This window comes from Microbacterium stercoris (assembly GCF_017592545.1).
In the GTDB taxonomy this organism is placed as follows: domain Bacteria; phylum Actinomycetota; class Actinomycetes; order Actinomycetales; family Microbacteriaceae; genus Microbacterium; species Microbacterium stercoris.
On sequence record NZ_JAGFOA010000004.1, the window covers coordinates 161,165 to 178,890 of the forward strand.

Genomic DNA, 17,726 nt, shown 5'->3' on the forward strand with positions numbered 1-17,726 from the left:
GCGCCCCGCAGGCGTGATGTCGTTGTCCGGCCGAGGCCGGTCCGCGTGGCTCGCAGCCGCGCTGGCCGGCCTCGTCCTCGTCCTGGGTGCGCCGCAGGGAGCGACCGCGTCCGCGACGGCCGAAGCGGCCCCCGCGACCCGAGGGGAGGTCGCTGCCGCTCTCGCCGAGGAGATCGTCGACGACCTGTCGATCGAGGAGCGGGCCGCCACGGTGGTGATGGGGTCGACCGCGGGGACGGACCCGAGCACGCTCGCCTCCTATCTCCACGACGGCGGGCTCGGCGGGTTCATCTTGATGGGCTCGAACGTGCCGCCATCGGAGCCCGCGCTGCGCGCGCTCACGAACGCGATGCATGGGGACGCGGACGCGCTGCCGCCGCTGCTCGCCACCGATCAGGAGGGCGGGATCGTCTCCCGCCTTCGATGGGACGACGGGCCGGCGGGCGCCGCACTGCAGGCACTGCCACCCGCGAAGACCGAGGCCGCGTTCGAGGCGCGTGGCCGGCTGCTCGAGCGCGGCGGCGTCGATGTGAACTTCGGGATCGTCGCGGATGTCGGCACCGCGACCAGCGGGTTCATCCGCTCGCGCACTCTCGGAGCGGACGCGACGTCGGCCGCGGAGCGCGTCGCGGCGGCGGTGGAAGGCGAGCGACACCACGTGCTCTCGACCCTCAAGCACTTTCCCGGCCATGGCGCCGCCGCGGGCGACTCCCACCACACGATCCCGCAGACCGACATGGGTCTCGACGAGTGGCGGGCGAGTCATGCTCCGCCGTTCGCGGCGGGCATCGACTCGGGGGCGGAGCTTGTGATGAGCGGCCACCTGCGCTTCACCGACGTATCGGAGGAGCCGGCCTCCCTCTCTCCGGAGTGGTACGACATCCTGCGCGACGAGCTCGGGTTCGAGGGTGTCGCCGTCACGGACGACCTCGGGATGCTGCTGGCATCGGGGGAACGGAAGTACGCCGATCCGGTGCGCAACGCCGTGATGGCGATCTCCGCGGGCGCAGATCTGGCACTGATGGTCGCCGGATCGGATGTGGCCACGGCACGGGCGATGGCCGCGGGCATCGCATCCGAGGTCGAACCCGCCCGGCTGGAGGAGGCGGCGACTCGGGTCGTGACGCTGCGAGTGCTGGCATCGGGTCTCCTCGACGATCCCGTCTTCGAGGACTGAGCCCGTCGCGGACCGCGATGTCGGCGGTGCCGGAGACAATGGAGACATGGGACGAGCGGACGGATCGGGGCGCATCGTGTCGTCCGCTGATGCGGACGACACCGACACCGGCATCCTCCATGTCGACATGGACGCGTTCTACGCGTCGGTCGAGGAGCTCGACGATCCGTCCCTGCGCGGCAAGGCGGTGGTGATCGGTGCGCCCGACGGCCGTTCCGTCGTATCCAGCGCGTCGTACGAGGCGCGTCGCTACGGGGTGCGCTCGGCGATGCCGATGGGACAGGCTCTGCGGCTGTGTCCGCATGCCATCGTGGTGCTGCCTCATTTCGAGCGGTACCAGTCGGTGTCAGCGCAGGTCATGGACGTGTTCCGCAGCTTCACCCCGCTCGTCGAGCCGCTCTCGATCGACGAGGCGTTCCTCGACGTCCGGGGCGCGCGCCGGCTCTGGGGCAGTCCGGGACAGATCGCACGGATGATCCGCGAGAAGATCCTGGCCGAGGTGGGCATCACGGCGAGCGTGGGCGTGGCAGCTACCAAGCACGTGGCCAAGATGGCCTCGACGATGGCGAAGCCGGACGGGCTGCTGATCGTGCCCGGGCCCCGCACACAGGAGTTCCTCGACCCGAAGCCCGTGCGGGCGATCTGGGGTATCGGGCCGAAGGCCGCCGAGCTTCTCGAGTCGCGCGCGATCCGCACCATCCGCGACGTGCGAGAGACCCCGGTGGAGGTGCTCGAACGCGTCATCGGTCCGGCCGGTGCACAGCGTCTCGCGCAGCTCGCCCGCGGTTTCGATGCGCGCGAGGTCCAGACCACCCGGATCGAGAAGTCGATCGGTCACGAGGAGACGTTCGACACCGACGTCGACGACGTCGACGTGCTGAGGGCCGAGCTGCTGCGTCTCGCCGACCGCGTGGCCGTTCGTCTGCGCAGGGCGGGCGTCGAGGCGGCCGGCGTGGCCATCAAGGTGCGCTTCTCCGATTTCTCGACGATCACCCGCACCCTCACGCTGGCCGAGCCGTCGGCCGTCGGCCAGCGCCTCGGCGACGCCGCGCGGGAGATGTTCGCCGGGGTGGATCGGCGTCTGCCGGTGCGCCTCATCGGCGTGCGCGCAGAGAGACTGCGGCCGGCCGGATCGGGCGGTGTCGCGCTCTGGGACGAAGACGAGGACTGGAAGAAGCTCGAGGGCACCCTCGATGCGACTCTCGCGCGGTTCGGACGCGGGGCGGTCACCCGGGCGACCTTCCTCGGCCGTGAGGATCGTCATCATCTTCCGTCGCATCCGAGGCCGCCCGCCGACTCCGAGTGATCCCATGCCCCTCGCTCTCCGCACGACGCCCCGGTAGCGTGGGGCACATGCCCAACATCGCACTGGAACTCGGCAAGATCTCGGCGGGCCTCGGCGTCCACAACGCCTACGGCGAGCAGCAGGACGTCGACGGCGTGCGGATCGTGCCCGTCGCCGCCACCTGGAGCGGCTTCGGCGGCGGCTCGGACGAGCAGGGCAACGGCGGTGGCGGTGGCGGTGGCTTCTCGGCCCCGCTCGGCGCCTACGTGCGTCGAGGTGACTCGCTGATGTTCGAGCCGAACCTCATCTCTCTGGTGGCGGTCGCGATCCCGTTTGTGTGGGTGACCGGTCACGCGCTGTCACGCATCATCCGTGCCCTCAAGAAGTAGCGCACCGGAGGCCCTCACGACGGCGCTCGACGGGGCTTTCGCGGAGATCTCTGACGCCGCTGCGCGGCTCGAGGGGGCGGCTCCTGTTGTGGTGATCGACGGTCGCAGCGGCAGCGGGAAGACCACGCTGGCCCGACGCCTCGTCGCGGAGTGGCCGCGGTCGGGGGAGGAGCCGCAGCTGGTCGCACTCGACTCCTTCTACCCGGGCTGGGACGGGCTCGCAGAGGCCACGCGTCTCACGCGCGAGTGGCTGCTCATTCCTCATCGCGCCCGCATCGAGGGTCGGTGGCGGCGCTTCGACTGGCGTGCGCTCGCATTCGACGAAGCGCACGTGGTCGATCCGGAGCGAGCGCTCATCGTGGAGGGCGCGGGGGCGCTCACCCCATCCGCCGCCGCGCTCGCGGACCTCACGGTGTGGATCGACGCGCCGGAGGAGTCGCGACGCAGGCGAGCACTCGAGCGTGACGGCGACACGTATGCCCCGCACTGGGAGCGGTGGGCGGCGCAAGAGGTCGCTCACATCGACGAGCACGATCCTCGAGCCGTGGCGGACCTCGTGTTCGAGCTGCCCTAGAGGCCCGCCTCGTCGGCTGCCTGCACAAGGGTCTCCAGGCGGAAGCCGAGCCAGTCGTAGATGCCGAAGCGGGCATCGCCGGGGTCGCGGTCATCGTCTTCCGTCACGATGCCGAGACGGGTGGCGACGACCAGGCGCAGGGCGGCGAGTACACGTAACCAGGCTTCGAGGTGCTCCGGATCGAGGGTGATGGTCATCTCCTCGAACGGGTCGTCGTCTTCGGACGCGGCGGCGTGGGGGAGGTCCGCCCGCACCAGTTGCGCATCGGCGGCGCGGCGGCGCAGCAGGTCGGAACGTGTGACCGCGCGGAAATCACGCGACGCCTCCGCATCATCCGGGTACACGTCGGGGGTGAGACGCTCGATCGCCGGATCCTGCGAGGAGGGCGCGCCGTCGACCAGATCGGCGAACTGCGTGATCAGGTCGGCCAGGTGCGCGATCTCGATTCGGGTGAGTGTGACGACCACATCGCTCATGCCGCCGGAGCCTTCCGGACGGTGGCCCACAGGCCGTAGTCGTGCATCGCCTGCGCATGCAGTTCCATCTGCTCGCGCGGGCCCTCGGCCACGATCGCGTGACCGTCGTGGTGCACCGCCAGCATCAGCTGCGTGGCCCTGTCCAGGCTGTACCCGAAGTACTGACGGAAGACCCGCACCACATAGCTCATGAGGTTGACGGGGTCGTTCCAGACCACCGTCTGCCAGGGGACGTCGGCGGCCGCGGCCTCGTCCAGGCGGATGTCGCGGTCGAGATCGGGCGACGCGATGCTCATCATGCCCACCCCAGCTCGTGCAGGCGCTCGTCGTCGATTCCGTAGAAGTGCGCGATCTCGTGAACCAGGGTGGTGTGGATCTCGTCGCGCAGCTCGTCCTCCGTCTCGCACTGGGCGAGGTGGGGCTCGCGATAAACGATGATCCGGTCGGGCAGTTCGCCCATGCCGTAGCGGTCGCGCTCCGTGAGGGCCAGACCGTCGTACAGGCCGAGGAGATCGAGCGATCCGTCCTCGGGGCGATCTTCGACAACGAACACGATGTTGTCGAGTCCGTCGACCATGTCGTCAGGAAGCCGATCGAGCTCGTCGATCACGAGGCGCTCGAAGGCCTCTGCATCGAAATCGATCATGGGATCATCCCAGGTGAGTGGGGTGGCTGACGGGGCTTGAACCCGCGACCCCCGCGACCACAACGCGGTGCTCTACCAGCTGAGCTACAGCCACCATGTTCCCCGATCTCTCGGGACAACTTGAATATTTAATCACACGGTCGCTGAGAAGAGCGAAACGGCGGACGCCGCGTGTGTCCTGGCCTGATCGGACGTCGGACCCGGCTGGGCGACGAAGACGGCGCGGCGGTAGTACTCGAGTTCGCGGATGGACTCGAGGATGTCCGCGAGGGCGCGGTGGCCGCCATCCTTCGCCGGAGCGTGGATGTAGGCACGAGGGAACCAGCGGCGCGACAGCTCCTTGACCGAGGAGACGTCGACGTTGCGGTAGTGGAGATAGGTGTCGACATCGGGCATGTACTTCGCGAGGAACATGCGGTCGGTGCCGATCGTGTTGCCCGCCAGGGGAGCCTTGCGCTCCTGCGGCACGAAACGCTTGATGTAGTCGAGCGACTGGCGCTGCGCCTCCTCGAGCGAGACGCCCCCGGCCAGTTCGTCGAGCAGGCCCGACTTGCGGTGCATCTCGGTGACGAAGTCGCCCATGTGCTCGACAGCCGCCTCGGAGGGCTTGATGACGACCTGGAATCCCGGGTCGAGGATCTTGAGCTCGAAGTCAGTCACGACGATCGCGATCTCGACGAGCTCGTCGACCGAGAGGTCGAGGCCCGTCATCTCGCAGTCGATCCAGACGAGCCGGTCGTTCTCGGAGGCGCCTACCATGCGGTCCAGCCTAACGAAGGGGGCGGACACCGGATCACGCGGGTGCAGTCCCCCAAGCAGGATTCGAACCTGCGACCTACAAATTAGAAGTTTGCAGCTCTGTCCACTGAGCTATTGGGGGTCGCTTCCAGGGTACCGGCCCCGGAGCCCGCGTCTTCGCCACCCGCGCGTCGGCGCGCGCGATACAGCTCTCGCGCGTACTGGCGCCGTCGTGCTGTGCAGGGATCGCATCGGCATCCGCGGCGTCCCTTCGTGCCACCGCCGTGGGGCACACGGAATCGGTCGACAGGTGCCGGCTCGGCGATCTTGATTCCCATCAGCAGAAGATGACGGCGATGGCCGGCACGACGCGCCGTGCGCCGTCGGTGGCAGTTGGCACACACCACCTCGCACTTGTCGATCTCCGCCCGAATGGTCTTCCACGCACGGGTCGAACCGGACACGGCGCGGGCGACGTCGAATCGCTTGTCTTTGCCGGGGAGGTGGTCGAACTCGAGGACGACGAGATCGGCCTCTCCGCAGTCCACGCAGGGATGCGCACGCAGGTAGTCGACGACGCGGTGGAAGTTGCGCTGCCGATGCAGCTCTTGCAGTTCGTAGCGTCGCTCGCGGGTGATCGGCATGGCCTGACGGTAGAAGAGGCCACCGACATCCGGTCAGGGGAGTCCGCCAGGCCACTCGTCGGCCGGCTGCCCGGGCATCCCCGGTTCCGCCGAAGTCAAGCCCTTCCGAGCGCTGTGAGACGGGCGTAATGTCCGGGGCGAGCGGAAGGAGTCATCATGGCGTTGACGCACACTCGGCGACTGTTTGTGGCTTTCGGCCCGGCGGGCGCGGTGGGCATGATCAAGGAGGTCGACGACGGCGTGTACGCCGTGACACTGGCCGGCGCCGACACGCCACTCGGTCAGTTCGAGGGACTCGAGGTGGCAAAGAGCGCGCTGGTGGCGCAGCTGCCGCCAGGATCTGACCGCCCGGAGTTCCGGGAGCACTGAGTCAGGCGGGCTCCACCGCCGTCGGTGCGAGGTCGACGGGTTCCGGCTGGGCGACTCGCGGCATGCGACGGATGTCGAAGAGCCGCAGTCCGAGGTCGACAGACGGACCGATCAGGAGGGCGAACGCGAGCGTCGCCCATCCCACCGTGCCGCCGAGAAGCCATCCGGCTCCCAGCACGGTGAGCTCGACGCCACCGCGCGCTGCCCAGACGGGCACCCCGAAGCGCGCATTCAGTCCGGTCATCAGGCCGTCGCGCGGTCCGGGGCCGAAGTGGGCCCCGATGTAGAGCCCCGACGCCAGCCCGACGAGCAGCACGCCGGCCAGGAACAGCAGTATCTGCCAGAGCAGGCCGTGCACTGCGGGCATCAGGTCGGTGGTGATCTGGATGGCGGTGCCCACGAGCAGGATGTTCGCCATGGTGCCGATGCCGGGCCGCTGTCGCAAGGGGATCCAGAGGAGCAGCACGAACGCCCCGAGGATGTTCGCGACCCAGCCGATGCCGATTCCCGTGTGCAGCGAGATGCCTTCGGCGAGAACAGTCCACGGGTCAAGACCCAGGCCGGCTTCGACGGTGAACCCCACCCCGACGCCGAACAGGGGAAGGCCGAGCGACAGCTGGGTGATCCGTCGAGCCATCGGGTTCATGCGCGGATCCGGTCAGCGATGGTGGACTCCGGCGCGCCGTACGACGACTCTGCTCGGTGTCGCCGATAGCCGTCGCGGGCGACGTCGAGGACGGTTGCGCCCAGCGCAGCCAAGCAGAGCAAGCCGATCGCGGACAGCAGGACGAACTGAAGGAGCATGGGAACAGTCCACAGCCTGATTGGACTCCGGTAAAGAGTCCAATTCGGCTACAGTGGCCGCATGATGGACTCCCGCCTCTCCGCTCGTGCCCTCGACGCCCAGCTGGGCCCGTGGCGCACGCGCGAGCCGGCGTACGAGGCGCTTGCCGACGCCATCCGTCTGCTGTGCCTCGACAACCGGATCGCGCCGCGGACGGCACTGCCCGCCGAGCGCGAACTCGCGACGCGCCTCGGGCTCAGCCGTACGACGGTCGCCGCCGCCTACCGCAGTCTTCGCGGCACCGGGCATATCGAGAGCGTGCGCGGATCGGGCAGCATCACACGACCGCTGGGGCGCCGGGAGCTGGGCGGCGTCTCCGTGGACGAGCAGTCCGTGGACCTCCAGCAGGCGAGCCCCGCCGCCTGGCCGGGCCTTGCCGCGGTGTACGCCGAGGTCGCCGCCGACGCGCCCTCGGTGATCGCACGACCGGGCTACGAGGTGCTCGGACGACGCGGCCTGCGTGAGGCGATCGCGCGTCGCTACACCGACCGCGGGCTCCCAACCGATGCCTCGCAGATCATGGTGACCAACGGCGCGCAGAGCGCGATCTCGCTTCTCGCCTCGCTGCTCATCGCCCGCGGTGATCGCGCGCTGCTCGAGACCCCGACGTACCCGCATGCGGCCGAGGCGTTCGCGCGCCAGGGCGCGCGCCTCGTCGGCGTGCCGGTGACGATGGCCGACGGATGGGATCTGGAACGCGCCGAGCACGCCATCCTGCGGTCGCGCCCGAGCGCCGTCTATCTGATGCCCGACTTCCAGAACCCGACCGGCGCGTCGATGTCTGTCGAGGCCCGGGTGCGCATCACCGACCTCGCGCGGTCGGTCGGCGCCGTGGTTGTCGTCGATGAGACGACCGCCGAGCTCGGCGCCGATCGGGTGATCTCTCCGGCCCCCTTCGCGGCGGTCGCGGGTGAGGAGGGCGTGATCACGCTCGGGTCGCTCGGCAAGACGGTGTGGGGTGGCATGCGGATCGGCTGGATCCGCACCGACCTGGATACGATCCGGCGTCTCACGGCCGCACGTCCCACGACCGACCTCGGCACGCCGGAGTTCGAGCAGGCGGTCGCCGAGCGGTTGATGCCCGCGATGCCCGAGATCCTCGAGCAGCGATCCGAACTTCTGCGTGCGGGCCGGAACGTGCTGATCGAGGCGCTGCGGCGGGACATACCGGAGTGGGACGTGCCCTCGACGCCCGGAGGCGTGGCGCTCTGGGTCGGCCTCGGCGCTCCCCGGAGCTCGGCGCTCACTCTCGCCGCGAGGCGACGCGGGCTCCTGCTGTCGGCGGGCCCGCGGTTCTCGGTCGGCGGTGGACACGAGCGGCACATGCGCGTGCCGTTCACCGCCCCGGCGCCTGTGCTCGAACGTGCGGCCGGGCTGCTGGTCGAGGCATGGGGCGATGTCGCCGACGCCCGCTTCGAGGCTGGTGAGGCGACGCCGCTGGACGCGGTGGTCTGACCGGCTCAGACGCGCAGGCTCGCCACAGCCTCATCGGGCGACCAGAACTCGCCGACTTCGCGGAACGATCCCGAAGGCAGGTGCAGGCGCTCCGCTCGGAACCGAACGCCAAGGGGGTGGTCGACCTGACGGAGGTGCCCGATGATCCGCTCGTCGCGTGCGACCACTCGCCAGAGCGCCGCACCGGCGCGATCGAGTCTCTCGCGGCCGCGGATATGCGGGGTGGCGACGGGAACGCTGAGGGCTGCTGCGGTGTTGATCATGGTGTGCTCCTTCCTGCGCACGACGATAGGGAGGGCCACCGACATTCGCCCCGCGCACCGCGATCCCGCGTAGCGTGGGCTGACGTGCCGCGCGAGCGGCGAGAGGAGACGACATGGAGACCTTCGTTCTGGCCGGCGGCTGCTTCTGGTGCCTGGACGCGGCGTACCGATCGCTGGAGGGCGTCGAGAGCGTCGTCTCCGGCTACACGGGCGGCGCCACCGCGCATCCGAGTTACGAACAGGTCTGCACCGGAGCCACGGGACACGCCGAGGCCGTCAAGGTGACGTTCGATCCCGAGGTCATCCCGGCAGATGTGATCCTCGACGCGTTCTTCACGATGCATGACCCGCGCCAGCTCAACCACCAGGGCGCCGACACCGGGACGCAGTATCGATCGGCGATGTTCCCGGCCGACGACGCGCAGCGTGAGCTGTTCGAGGCCGCGCGCGACCGCGCGGCAGACATCTGGGACGCGCCGGTCGGGCGCACCGAGGGCACGGTCGTGACCACGATCGAGCCCCTCGGCGACTATTACGACGCCGAGGAGTACCACCAGGACTTCTTCGCCAAGAACCCCAACCAGGGCTACTGCCTCGCGGTGGCGCTGCCGAAGGTGAACAAGGTGCGCGCCCGCTTCGCCGAGTACGTGCGCTGATCTGAGCCTCGTCCACAGGCTCGCGAATCGCCCTCATCCATCCCGGATGGGGGCGATTCCCGTTTTAGCGATCCGGATCGCGCCACTGTCGTCTCGAGGCCGAAGAACGGCCTGGCCGGGCACCCGGCGACTGAGAGAGGACGAGCATGAACGACACCATCACCGTCGTGGGAAACGTCGCGACGGATCCGGAGCATCGCACGCTCCCGAGCGGCGTCACCGTGACGAACTTCCGCGTCGCGAGTGGCACACGCCGGCTCGATCGTCAGACCAACACATGGGTCGACGGACCGACCAACTGGTATCGCGTCGCCGCATTCCGGGCGCTCGGAGACAACGCCGCGGTCTCGCTGCACAAAGGTGAGCGCGTCATCGTGAGCGGCCGGCTCCGGCTGCGCGCCTGGGAGAACGACGGCAAGCGGGGCATGGAAGCGGAGATCGAAGCCGAGGCTCTCGGTCACGATCTGACGTTCGGCAGCAGCCGCTTCGAGCGCGCGCAGGCAAAGGCCTCGTCCGCCGCGTCGGATCGCCCCGCGCAGGTCGGCGAGCACGGCCAGCCGCAGGACGCGTGGTCCGCACCGGACGAGCCGGCACCCGAAGCGTCCGAAGGTGACGGTGCCCGCGAACTCGTGGAGGAGCTCGCCACCGTCGCGCCGTTCTGACGGTCGCGCCGCCCGCGCGGCGGGCTGCCGCCGCGCCCGTAGACTCGAGCCCGTGAGCCTCCGACGTGATCCGCTGACCCTGCGCGGTCGCGTCGCGGGAGCGGTCGTGGGACTCGCGACTGTGGTGGCACTCGCCGGATGCACCGGGACGGGAGCGGAGCCAGCGCCGACGCCCGTCTCGACCACGGCGCACGACGTCCCGACGCCGACGCCCGCGCCGAAGGACGCCGCGCCCACCCTCATGCGCGAGGGCTCGGCCACCGACAATCTGCCCTTCTTCTCGGCCATCGTCGCGCAGGTGTGGGCGACAGAGCAGAAGACGCAGGGGCGGGCCTATGTGGACGCGTTGGTCGCCGCCGGGTTCGACAAGGCAGCGATGCAGGTGACACAGGACCGCTCCACGGTGGATAACCCCGCAGAGGCTCTGCAGTTCTCAGTGCTGTGGCGGGGCGAGTGTCTCGTCGGCCAGGCCGGGCCGGACATGTCGGCGCCGGTCGCGACCGTGCTGCAGGCGGTGCAGGGCGGCACGGTGTGCCTCATCGGGGAGACCCGCGTCATCGACTGGTGACCGGGGTGCGGGCGCTGGTTCTGCCCGTGCGATCAGGCTCGGGCGTCCTAGACTGGAACCCAAATGGCTGAATACATCTACTCCATGGTCCGGGCCCGCAAGGCCGTGGGCGACAAGCTCATCCTCGACGACGTCACGATGGCCTTCCTGCCGGGCGCGAAGATCGGCATGGTCGGCCCCAACGGCGCCGGAAAGTCCACGATCCTGAAGATCATGGCCGGCCTCGACACCCCGTCGAACGGCGAGGCCAAGCTGACTCCCGGGTTCAGCGTCGGCATCCTGATGCAGGAGCCCGAGCTCGACGACACGAAGACGGTGCTGGAGAACATCCAGGACGGCATCGCCATCAAGGCGAAGGTCGACCGCTTCAACGAGATCTCCGGGCTCATGGCCGACCCCGACGCCGACTTCGATGCTCTGCTTGCCGAGATGGGCACGCTCCAGGAGGAGATCGACGCCGCTGATGGCTGGGATCTCGACTCGCAGCTCGAGCAGGCCATGGACGCGCTGCGCACCCCGCCGGCCGACGCCCAGATCGGTCCGCTGTCCGGTGGTGAGAAGCGCCGCGTGGCGCTCGCGAAGCTGCTCCTCCAGAAGCCCGACCTGCTGCTCCTCGACGAGCCCACCAACCACCTCGACGCCGAGAGCGTGCTCTGGCTCGAGCAGCACCTCCAGGCGTACAAGGGCGCGGTCATCGCGATCACCCACGACCGCTACTTCCTCGACCACGTCGCCGAGTGGATCGCCGAGGTCGACCGCGGCCGTCTCATCGGCTACGAGGGCAACTACTCCACGTACCTCGAGAAGAAGGCCGAGCGCCTCGACATCCAGGGCAAGAAGGATGCGAAGCTCGCCAAGCGCCTGAAGGAAGAGCTCGAGTGGGTGCGGTCGAGCGCTAAGGGGCGACAGACGAAGTCGAAGGCTCGTCTCGCCCGCTACGAGGAGATGGCTGCCGAGGCCGAGCGCACGCGGAAGCTCGACTTCGAGGAGATCCAGATCCCCGCGGGTCCGCGCCTCGGAAACGTGGTGATCGACGCGAAGAACCTGCAGAAGGGCTTCGACGGCCGCACGCTGATCGAGAACCTCTCGTTCAACCTGCCGCCGAACGGCATCGTCGGCATCATCGGTCCCAACGGCGTCGGCAAGACCACGCTGTTCAAGACGATCGTCGGGCTCGAGCCGCTCGACGGCGGCGAGCTGAAGATCGGCGAGACGGTCAAGATCAGCTACGTCGACCAGAGCCGTTCGAACATCGACCCGGACAAGACGCTGTGGGAGGTGGTCTCCGACGGCCTCGACTTCATCACGGTCGGCAAGACCGAGATCCCCTCGCGCGCGTACGTCTCGAAGTTCGGCTTCAAGGGACCGGACCAGCAGAAGAAGGCGGGTGTGCTCTCCGGTGGTGAGCGCAACCGTCTCAACCTCGCCCTGACGCTTAAGGAGGGCGGCAACCTGCTGCTCCTCGACGAGCCGACCAACGACCTCGACGTCGAGACGCTGTCCTCGCTCGAGAACGCGCTGCTCGACTTCCCGGGCTGCGCCGTGGTCATCACCCACGACCGCTGGTTCCTCGACCGCATCGCGACGCACATCCTCGCGTACGAGGGCACCGACGAGAACCCGGCCCAGTGGTACTGGTTCGAGGGCAACTTCGAGGCGTACGAGGCGAACAAGATCGAGCGTCTCGGCGTCGAGGCCGCCCGCCCGCACCGCACCACGCACCGAAAGCTCACCCGCGACTGATTCAGCCGCCGGCTCAGGCGCCCGCTCCGGATCATCCGGGGCGGGCGTCTGGCATCTCAGCGCCCTGGACAGCGACGCGGGCTCTGATGACCGCGTTGCGATGAGGCAGGGGCCGGGCCCCGTGCGGCCGGCGTGGTGACCCGTCGACCAGAATGAGCACATGACTCGCGTCCATATCCCGATCCACCGCCGTTGGGGCGATCTCGATGCGCTCGGCCACGTGAACAACACGTCGATGCTCAAACTGCTCGAGGAGGCGCGTCTGCGCGCGTTCTGGAAGTCCGAGGATCCGGCCGATCAGGCCCCGACAGCGGTGTTCGGAAACGATGTGCTCGGTGAAGGCGGCACCCTCGCCACGCTGATCGCACGCCAGGAGATCGAGTACCTCGCGCCCGTGCCCTACGAGCACAAGCCGCTCGATGTGCAGCTGTGGATCGGCCGACTCGGTGGTTCGAGCGCCGAGATCTGCTACGAGGTCTACAGCCCGTCGACCGGCCCCGAAGCGCAGACGCTCTATGCCCGGGCCTCGGCCGTCGTCGTGATGGTCGACACGGCGACCGGTCGTCCGACGCGCCTTCCCGAGGATGTCCGCGAGGTGTGGGCGCCCTATGTCGAGGAGCCCATCGCTTTCAGCCGACGCTGAGCCAGCGACGCCCAGCACTCCCGCGGAATGGGGGAGACTGGAAGACCTATGAGCACGCTCGATCTGGCCGCCCTGCGCGCCGCCACGCCGTACCTGCGGCACCACCCCGACCGCGTCTATCTGGACTCGGGCGCCACCTCGCAGCGCCCCGATCCGGTGCTGGAGGCCGAGGAGGCGTTCGCCCGCACCGAGTATGCGGCGGTGCACCGTGGCTCCAGCATGGCGACGGGCGAGGCCACCTGGGCCTTCGAGGGCGCGCGCGAGCGCATCGCGCGGTTCGTCGGGGCGGGCGAGCGTGAGATCGTCTTCACGGAGAACGCCACCGACGCTCTCAACGTCGTGGCCCTCGGGCTCTCCGATGCGGCCATGTTCGGAGCGACGAACCTGGCGTTCGGTCCCGGTGACGAGATCGTGGTCACCGAGGCCGAGCACCACGCCAATCTCATCCCGTGGCAGCGCCTTGCTCGTCGCACGGGCGCCACGCTCCGCGCGGTGGCCGTGGACGAGCACGGTCTGTGGTCACTCGATGACCTCGCCGCCGTGGTCACCGAGCGCACGAAGCTCATCGCTTTCGCGCACGTGTCGAACGTGACCGGCTTCATCGCCCCGGTCGCCGAGGTCGTGGAGGTGGCGAAGCGCGTCGGCGCACTCACCGTGCTCGACGCCTGCCAGTCGGCCCCGCACCTTCCGCTTGACCTCGGCGCGCTCGGCGTCGACTTCGCCGCGTTCTCGTCGCACAAGATGCTCGGGCCGACGGGCATCGGCGCGCTGTACGGCCGTGCAGAGCTGCTCGACGAGCTCCCGCCCGCGCGCACCGGCGGATCCACCATCACGACCGTCACGATCGACGACGCGCAGTTCCTCCCCGCGCCGCAGCGCTTCGAAGCGGGCACCCAGCCCGTCACGCAGGCGGTGGGCTTCGGGGCCGCGGCCGACTACCTCTCGGCGATCGGCATGGAGCGGGTGCGCGCCCACGAGTCCGAGATGGCGGGGCTGCTCGTCGACGCCGTGCTCGCGGTTCCGGGCGTCCGCCTGATCGGCCCGGGCGCCGGTGCCGAGCGCGGCGGGCTCGCGAGCTTCGTGGTCGATGGCGTGCACGCCCACGATGTGGGTCAGTTCCTGGACGATCGGGGGATCACCGTGCGCACCGGCCACCACTGCACGCAGCCGCTGCATCGTCGCCTGGGTGTGGCCGCGTCCACCCGCGCCAGCGCGTACGTCTACACCACCGCCGAGGACGTGGCGCGATTCGGCGCCGCCCTCGCCGAGGTGCGCGGATTCTTCGGAGCTGACCGATGAGCGCCGAGCTGGAGGAGCTGTATCGCGAGCTCATCCTCGACCACTCCCGTCACCCCCAGGGCAAGGGCGACCCGTCCGCCGCCGCGCATCAGCATCACGAGCTCAATCCCTCGTGCGGTGACGAGATCACCATGGGGGTCACGGTCGCGCCCGACGGCTCCATCGAGCGGCTCGTGTGGGAAGGACAGGGCTGCAGCATCTCCATGGCTTCGGCCTCGGTGATGGCGGATCTGCTGAAGGGCGCCCAGAAGACGGAGGCGCTCGCGCGCGTGGACGAGTTCCGCACGATGCTGCGCTCTCGCGGGGAAGGTGAGCCGCCCGAGTCGCTCGAGGACGCCGCGGCGTTCCAGGGAGTCGCCAAGTACGTGATGCGCGTGAAGTGCGCCATGCTCGGCTGGGTCGCGCTCGAGGCCTGTGTGCGTCAGAGCGACTGATTCTGGTTCAGTTGTTCTTGGTTCGAGTCCAGGTGCCCCAGCAAGACAGATAGCCCCGGAAATCCGCATCAAAACGGAAGATCCGGGCCTCTGTTGTGTGTGGCTGGCAATCGCAGATCCCCACGAAAACCCCACGCTGGTGGGGAGCGGCATGATGTAAACATGGCACCGTCGACAGATAGCGATCTCTGGCTGCGTCTGGTCCCTGGAGGAGGAGCGGAGAATCCCACCCTCTGGTGGGCTGCAGCGCGATTCATGCAAGGCGCGAGGCGCTTTGAGGAGCTTCAAAATCTGCTCGGGACGTTCGCTGGAAGCTGGCAGGGCTATCCGCGGGTCCGAAGGGATGTGCATACCCAGGAGCTCATGATTGGTGAGCTCGGCGACGAGTTCTTGACGACGCGTCCCGAGGCTTCCGCTCTCGCAAGCGAAGCGATCTTCCACTTCCGTGCGGCATTGGATGCGGCGGTTTATCAGCTCGCGTGGCGCGGTCGAGGTCAACGTCCGCGCGGCACGATGTTTCCGTTTTGCCGTGACGCTTCGCAATGGAGCCAGCGACGGCGCAACGATTTGCACGGAGTGGCGCAGTCGCACGTGGCAGCGATTGAAGCCATCCAGCCATTCAATGGGATTGAGTGGACGGCCAACCTCGCGGATTTGAGCAACCGCGATAAGCACGACCACACGCTGGAGATAGCTGCGATCTACAAGTGTCGGGTTGATCTCACCCGCGAGTACTCAGATCCGGGGCCGGTTGGAACGGTGGCGCTCGGCGTCCATGACCCAGAACTGCAGTTCGTCTTCGTTCCTCTGAACCGGGTCATAGATGCGAACGCCACCGATGCAGCAACCGACGAACTCATCGTGATCATGCGCGGCATAGTGGACTTTCTCAATCCGCTTCTGGAAGCGGAGGGCGTTTCGACGATCCAACTAGCGTCAGCGTGACCGATCGTCAGCCGATCCGCGCAAACGCTGGACGGCTCGCCACGGCTGCCAGGCGGTCCATGTCGTCGGTCAGGTCGTCGTTGAACAGGTGCAGGCCCATCCGGACGAACCGATGGAATACGGCGAACGCCTCGCCTGAGCGCACCACCGCGCCCACGAGAATGGCGCGTAACCAACGAGAACGCCACCGGCTGGGTAAGTGCCCTCCGGTGGCGTCCGGCGTCGTGAGCGGCCAGAAGGTCGCTCGCCGCCTCGGCGGGGATCGCGAGCGGCAGAATCCCACGGAACCCCACCGAATCCCCACCCGCGTCGCCTGACCAGGGCTGACCGCTGACCACCTGGGGCGGCCGAACTCCTGCGAGATTCCGGGCGAGGACGGGGTTCAGGGGTCAGCCCTGGTACTCCCTGGTATCAATGGGAACGCCATGCGCTCCCGCTTCTGGTTGAGTTGTTCTTGGTTCGAGTCGAGGTGCCCGAGCCAACAGATTAGGCCCGGAGTTCGGCAGCAGAACGGAAGATACGGGCGTCTGTCGTGTGAGGCGGGCGATCGCGGATCCCAACGAAATCCCCACCGCGCCCCTCCGGGTCCCGCAGCGAGTTGTCGGTGCGCTCGGCCAGAATGGTGACATGGCTTGGCATAGGCGTGGGGCTGACCCCGAAGAGTTGGCGGCTCTGCACCCTGGCGTTCCCACCTGGCTTCGACGTTTCCTGCTCGCGTGGGTCGAGGTCGTGGCGTATGAAGGCTCTGACTATCCATATGGAACGGGGCGTAAGCCGAACGCTCTGTTGCTCGCCGAGTATGAGACCTCGATCCGGCGCTCAGTCTCCCTCGTCAATGAGTTCCAGGCGGGTGGGGCTGACCGGCTGCTCATTGAGATGGGCGAGGCGGAGTTCCTCGACTTCGTCGACTTCTTGATCTATAAGGTCGAAGAGCAAGCGTCTGGTGATTCGCGGCGAGCTCTTGCCAAGCTCGAAACGATTCTTGCGGACGCAGGGTCGGAATGGAGGGTCGGCAGCCGAGCCGGATTTGCGTCCCTCGAGAAGCGCGTGCCCGAGGGTGTTGTTGAAGCGGCGGAGAGCACCATTACTGGCTCCGGTTCGGCTGGTGCTCTGCTCTCAGAATCGTGGCACGCCGCCTTCGGACGCAATCCCGATACCGAGGAGGCCTACGAGAAGGCGATCAAGGCCGTCGAGGAAGCCGGTGCGCACGTTGTCACACCGAACAACAAGAAGGCCACTCTCGGCTCGATGATTCGCGACATGAAGGCGCAGAAGGACTGGAAGCTGGACCTACCGACGCCCGATGCGGATGTGCCGTTGAAGATGGCAGAGGCGCTGTGGGTCGGCCAGGAGAGTCGTCACGGAGGCAACGGCTATCGGAAGCCGACGCAAGCCGAAGCAGAGGCCGCTGTCCTGCTCGCGGTACCGCTTGTCCAGTGGTTCACATCCGGTGCGCTCCAGCGTCGTCCCTAGCGCCGATCCGTGCCAGGGCACGACGACTCGCCGCGGCTGCCAGGCGGTCCATGTGGTTGAACGGGTGCAGGTAGTGCTTGTACATTGTGGCGATGTCAGCGTGCCCCATGAACTTGGCGACGCGCTCGATAGGCAGGCCGGCGCTGGCTCGCGCGCTGGCGTAGAGGCGGCGGAGGTCGTCCCAGCGCACCGAGGAGGTGTGCAGCGCGGCGAGCTCTGGGAGGAAGCAGCGCTTCCGGTAAAGGTTGTCGTGGTTGAACTGGGGACACCAGTCGACCGCGCCGCGCGTCTTGCCCGCGCCGCCACGCTTGCGCCCGGCGAGGGCAAGGCGTCCGCGTCGTGGGCGTTCGGGTGGTGTGTCAGGTACCCCCCCGTACGCGAGCCACGAGGACACGGGTTCAGCGGCACATTGCGGATGGACTTGTTGGACTTCGGTGAGATGT

The 17,726-nt window shown here is 68.3% G+C and carries 25 protein-coding genes and 2 tRNA genes; 16 read left to right on the top strand and 11 right to left on the bottom strand.

Features of this window, described 5'->3' with window-relative positions; genetic code table 11:
- The first annotated feature begins 16 nt into the window (after positions 1–16).
- The 4 genes from J5V96_RS10920 to J5V96_RS10935 are packed head-to-tail and all read left to right on the top strand — an operon-like array spanning position 17 to position 3,425.
- Positions 17–1,177, top strand: a complete 1,161-nt coding sequence (locus J5V96_RS10920) for a glycoside hydrolase family 3 N-terminal domain-containing protein (protein WP_208503710.1) — start codon at positions 17–19, stop codon at positions 1,175–1,177.
- Positions 1,178–1,223: 46 nt separating this feature from the next.
- Positions 1,224–2,483 carry a DNA polymerase IV gene (gene dinB / locus J5V96_RS10925; protein ID WP_208503712.1) on the top strand — a complete coding sequence of 420 codons (1,260 nt, stop codon included), beginning with the start codon at positions 1,224–1,226 and terminating at the stop codon, positions 2,481–2,483.
- Between the two features lie 47 nt (positions 2,484–2,530).
- A complete protein-coding gene (locus J5V96_RS10930; RefSeq protein WP_208503714.1) occupies positions 2,531–2,851 on the top strand; it encodes a hypothetical protein in 321 nt (106 codons plus the stop codon).
- Positions 2,835–3,425: a nucleoside/nucleotide kinase family protein gene (locus J5V96_RS10935; RefSeq protein ID WP_208503716.1), complete on the top strand. Its 591-nt coding sequence runs from the start codon at positions 2,835–2,837 to the stop codon at positions 3,423–3,425. The genes J5V96_RS10930 and J5V96_RS10935 overlap by 17 nt, the downstream gene beginning before the upstream one ends.
- Here J5V96_RS10935 and J5V96_RS10940 read toward each other — a convergent pair.
- The 6 genes from J5V96_RS10940 to J5V96_RS10965 all read right to left on the bottom strand — a co-directional run bounded on the left by J5V96_RS10940 (position 3,422) and on the right by J5V96_RS10965 (position 5,427).
- Positions 3,422–3,901, bottom strand: a complete 480-nt coding sequence (locus J5V96_RS10940) for a DUF2017 family protein (protein ID WP_208503718.1) — start codon at positions 3,899–3,901, stop codon at positions 3,422–3,424. The genes J5V96_RS10935 and J5V96_RS10940 overlap by 4 nt on opposite strands.
- Complete coding sequence (gene clpS / locus J5V96_RS10945; protein ID WP_208503719.1) at positions 3,898–4,197, bottom strand: ATP-dependent Clp protease adapter ClpS; 300 nt, start codon at positions 4,195–4,197, stop codon at positions 3,898–3,900. The genes J5V96_RS10940 and clpS overlap by 4 nt, the downstream gene beginning before the upstream one ends.
- Positions 4,197–4,547, bottom strand: coding sequence for a metallopeptidase family protein (locus J5V96_RS10950; RefSeq protein ID WP_208503721.1), 351 nt, complete (start codon positions 4,545–4,547; stop codon positions 4,197–4,199). Before J5V96_RS10950 ends, clpS begins: the two co-directional genes overlap by 1 nt.
- Positions 4,548–4,565: 18 nt before the next feature.
- Positions 4,566–4,641, bottom strand: a tRNA-His gene (locus tag J5V96_RS10955).
- 38 nt (positions 4,642–4,679) lie between these two features.
- Positions 4,680–5,306, bottom strand: a complete 627-nt coding sequence (orn, locus tag J5V96_RS10960) for an oligoribonuclease (RefSeq protein ID WP_208503723.1) — start codon at positions 5,304–5,306, stop codon at positions 4,680–4,682.
- Between the two features lie 48 nt (positions 5,307–5,354).
- Positions 5,355–5,427, bottom strand: a tRNA-Arg gene (locus tag J5V96_RS10965).
- Positions 5,428–5,641: 214 nt separating this feature from the next.
- Between J5V96_RS10965 and J5V96_RS10970 the strand changes: the two genes are divergently transcribed.
- Positions 5,642–6,058: a hypothetical protein gene (locus J5V96_RS10970; protein ID WP_208503726.1), complete on the top strand. Its 417-nt coding sequence runs from the start codon at positions 5,642–5,644 to the stop codon at positions 6,056–6,058.
- Positions 6,059–6,085: 27 nt separating this feature from the next.
- The gene (locus J5V96_RS10975) at positions 6,086–6,298 is read left to right on the top strand and encodes a methyltransferase (RefSeq protein ID WP_208503728.1); all 213 of its coding nucleotides are present in this window, start codon (positions 6,086–6,088) and stop codon (positions 6,296–6,298) included.
- A gap of 1 nt (position 6,299) precedes the next feature.
- On the opposite strand, the gene yczE is transcribed toward J5V96_RS10975, so the two are convergent.
- Both yczE and J5V96_RS10985 read right to left on the bottom strand, forming a co-directional pair.
- Entirely contained in the window at positions 6,300–6,944 is a 645-nt protein-coding gene (yczE, locus tag J5V96_RS10980) for a membrane protein YczE (protein WP_236014749.1), read from the bottom strand.
- Positions 6,941–7,102, bottom strand: a complete 162-nt coding sequence (locus J5V96_RS10985) for a hypothetical protein (protein ID WP_208503729.1) — start codon at positions 7,100–7,102, stop codon at positions 6,941–6,943. The genes yczE and J5V96_RS10985 overlap by 4 nt, the downstream gene beginning before the upstream one ends.
- A gap of 61 nt (positions 7,103–7,163) precedes the next feature.
- On the opposite strand from J5V96_RS10985, the gene yczR reads away from it, so the two are divergent.
- On the top strand, positions 7,164–8,597 hold the full coding sequence (gene yczR / locus J5V96_RS10990; RefSeq protein WP_236014750.1) for a MocR-like transcription factor YczR: 1,434 nt from the start codon (positions 7,164–7,166) through the stop codon (positions 8,595–8,597).
- Positions 8,598–8,602: 5 nt separating this feature from the next.
- Here the strand turns inward: yczR and J5V96_RS10995 are convergent, their stop codons facing one another.
- Positions 8,603–8,860 (bottom strand): hypothetical protein, encoded by a 258-nt coding sequence (locus tag J5V96_RS10995; RefSeq protein WP_208503732.1) that lies wholly within the window; start codon positions 8,858–8,860, stop codon positions 8,603–8,605.
- Positions 8,861–8,973: 113 nt separating this feature from the next.
- On the opposite strand from J5V96_RS10995, the gene msrA reads away from it, so the two are divergent.
- From msrA to J5V96_RS11035, 8 genes are all read left to right on the top strand, one after another.
- Complete coding sequence (msrA, locus tag J5V96_RS11000) at positions 8,974–9,516, top strand: peptide-methionine (S)-S-oxide reductase MsrA (protein WP_208503734.1); 543 nt, start codon at positions 8,974–8,976, stop codon at positions 9,514–9,516.
- Positions 9,517–9,662: 146 nt separating this feature from the next.
- Positions 9,663–10,178, top strand: coding sequence for a single-stranded DNA-binding protein (gene ssb, locus J5V96_RS11005; protein WP_208503736.1), 516 nt, complete (start codon positions 9,663–9,665; stop codon positions 10,176–10,178).
- Between the two features lie 52 nt (positions 10,179–10,230).
- Entirely contained in the window at positions 10,231–10,746 is a 516-nt protein-coding gene (locus J5V96_RS17060) for a DUF6993 domain-containing protein (RefSeq protein WP_307793594.1), read from the top strand.
- 63 nt (positions 10,747–10,809) lie between these two features.
- Positions 10,810–12,489 (top strand): energy-dependent translational throttle protein EttA, encoded by a 1,680-nt coding sequence (gene ettA / locus J5V96_RS11015; RefSeq protein WP_208503738.1) that lies wholly within the window; start codon positions 10,810–10,812, stop codon positions 12,487–12,489.
- A 160-nt stretch (positions 12,490–12,649) separates the two neighbouring features.
- On the top strand, positions 12,650–13,132 hold the full coding sequence (locus tag J5V96_RS11020; RefSeq protein ID WP_208503740.1) for an acyl-CoA thioesterase: 483 nt from the start codon (positions 12,650–12,652) through the stop codon (positions 13,130–13,132).
- A gap of 48 nt (positions 13,133–13,180) precedes the next feature.
- Positions 13,181–14,431 carry an aminotransferase class V-fold PLP-dependent enzyme gene (locus J5V96_RS11025; protein WP_208503742.1) on the top strand — a complete coding sequence of 417 codons (1,251 nt, stop codon included), beginning with the start codon at positions 13,181–13,183 and terminating at the stop codon, positions 14,429–14,431.
- A complete protein-coding gene (gene sufU, locus J5V96_RS11030; protein WP_208503744.1) occupies positions 14,428–14,865 on the top strand; it encodes a Fe-S cluster assembly sulfur transfer protein SufU in 438 nt (145 codons plus the stop codon). Before J5V96_RS11025 ends, sufU begins: the two co-directional genes overlap by 4 nt.
- A 162-nt stretch (positions 14,866–15,027) precedes the next feature.
- On the top strand, positions 15,028–15,810 hold the full coding sequence (locus J5V96_RS11035; protein ID WP_208503746.1) for a hypothetical protein: 783 nt from the start codon (positions 15,028–15,030) through the stop codon (positions 15,808–15,810).
- Positions 15,811–15,817: 7 nt separating this feature from the next.
- Here the strand turns inward: J5V96_RS11035 and J5V96_RS11040 are convergent, their stop codons facing one another.
- The gene (locus J5V96_RS11040) at positions 15,818–15,967 is read right to left on the bottom strand and encodes a hypothetical protein (RefSeq protein WP_208503747.1); all 150 of its coding nucleotides are present in this window, start codon (positions 15,965–15,967) and stop codon (positions 15,818–15,820) included.
- Positions 15,968–16,437: 470 nt separating this feature from the next.
- Between J5V96_RS11040 and J5V96_RS11045 the strand changes: the two genes are divergently transcribed.
- Entirely contained in the window at positions 16,438–17,283 is an 846-nt protein-coding gene (locus J5V96_RS11045; RefSeq protein WP_208503749.1) for a hypothetical protein, read from the top strand.
- Here J5V96_RS11045 and J5V96_RS11050 read toward each other — a convergent pair.
- Complete coding sequence (locus J5V96_RS11050) at positions 17,252–17,677, bottom strand: site-specific integrase (protein WP_208503751.1); 426 nt, start codon at positions 17,675–17,677, stop codon at positions 17,252–17,254. The two genes, J5V96_RS11045 and J5V96_RS11050, sit on opposite strands and share 32 nt — an antisense overlap.
- Positions 17,678–17,726 lie beyond the last annotated feature (49 nt).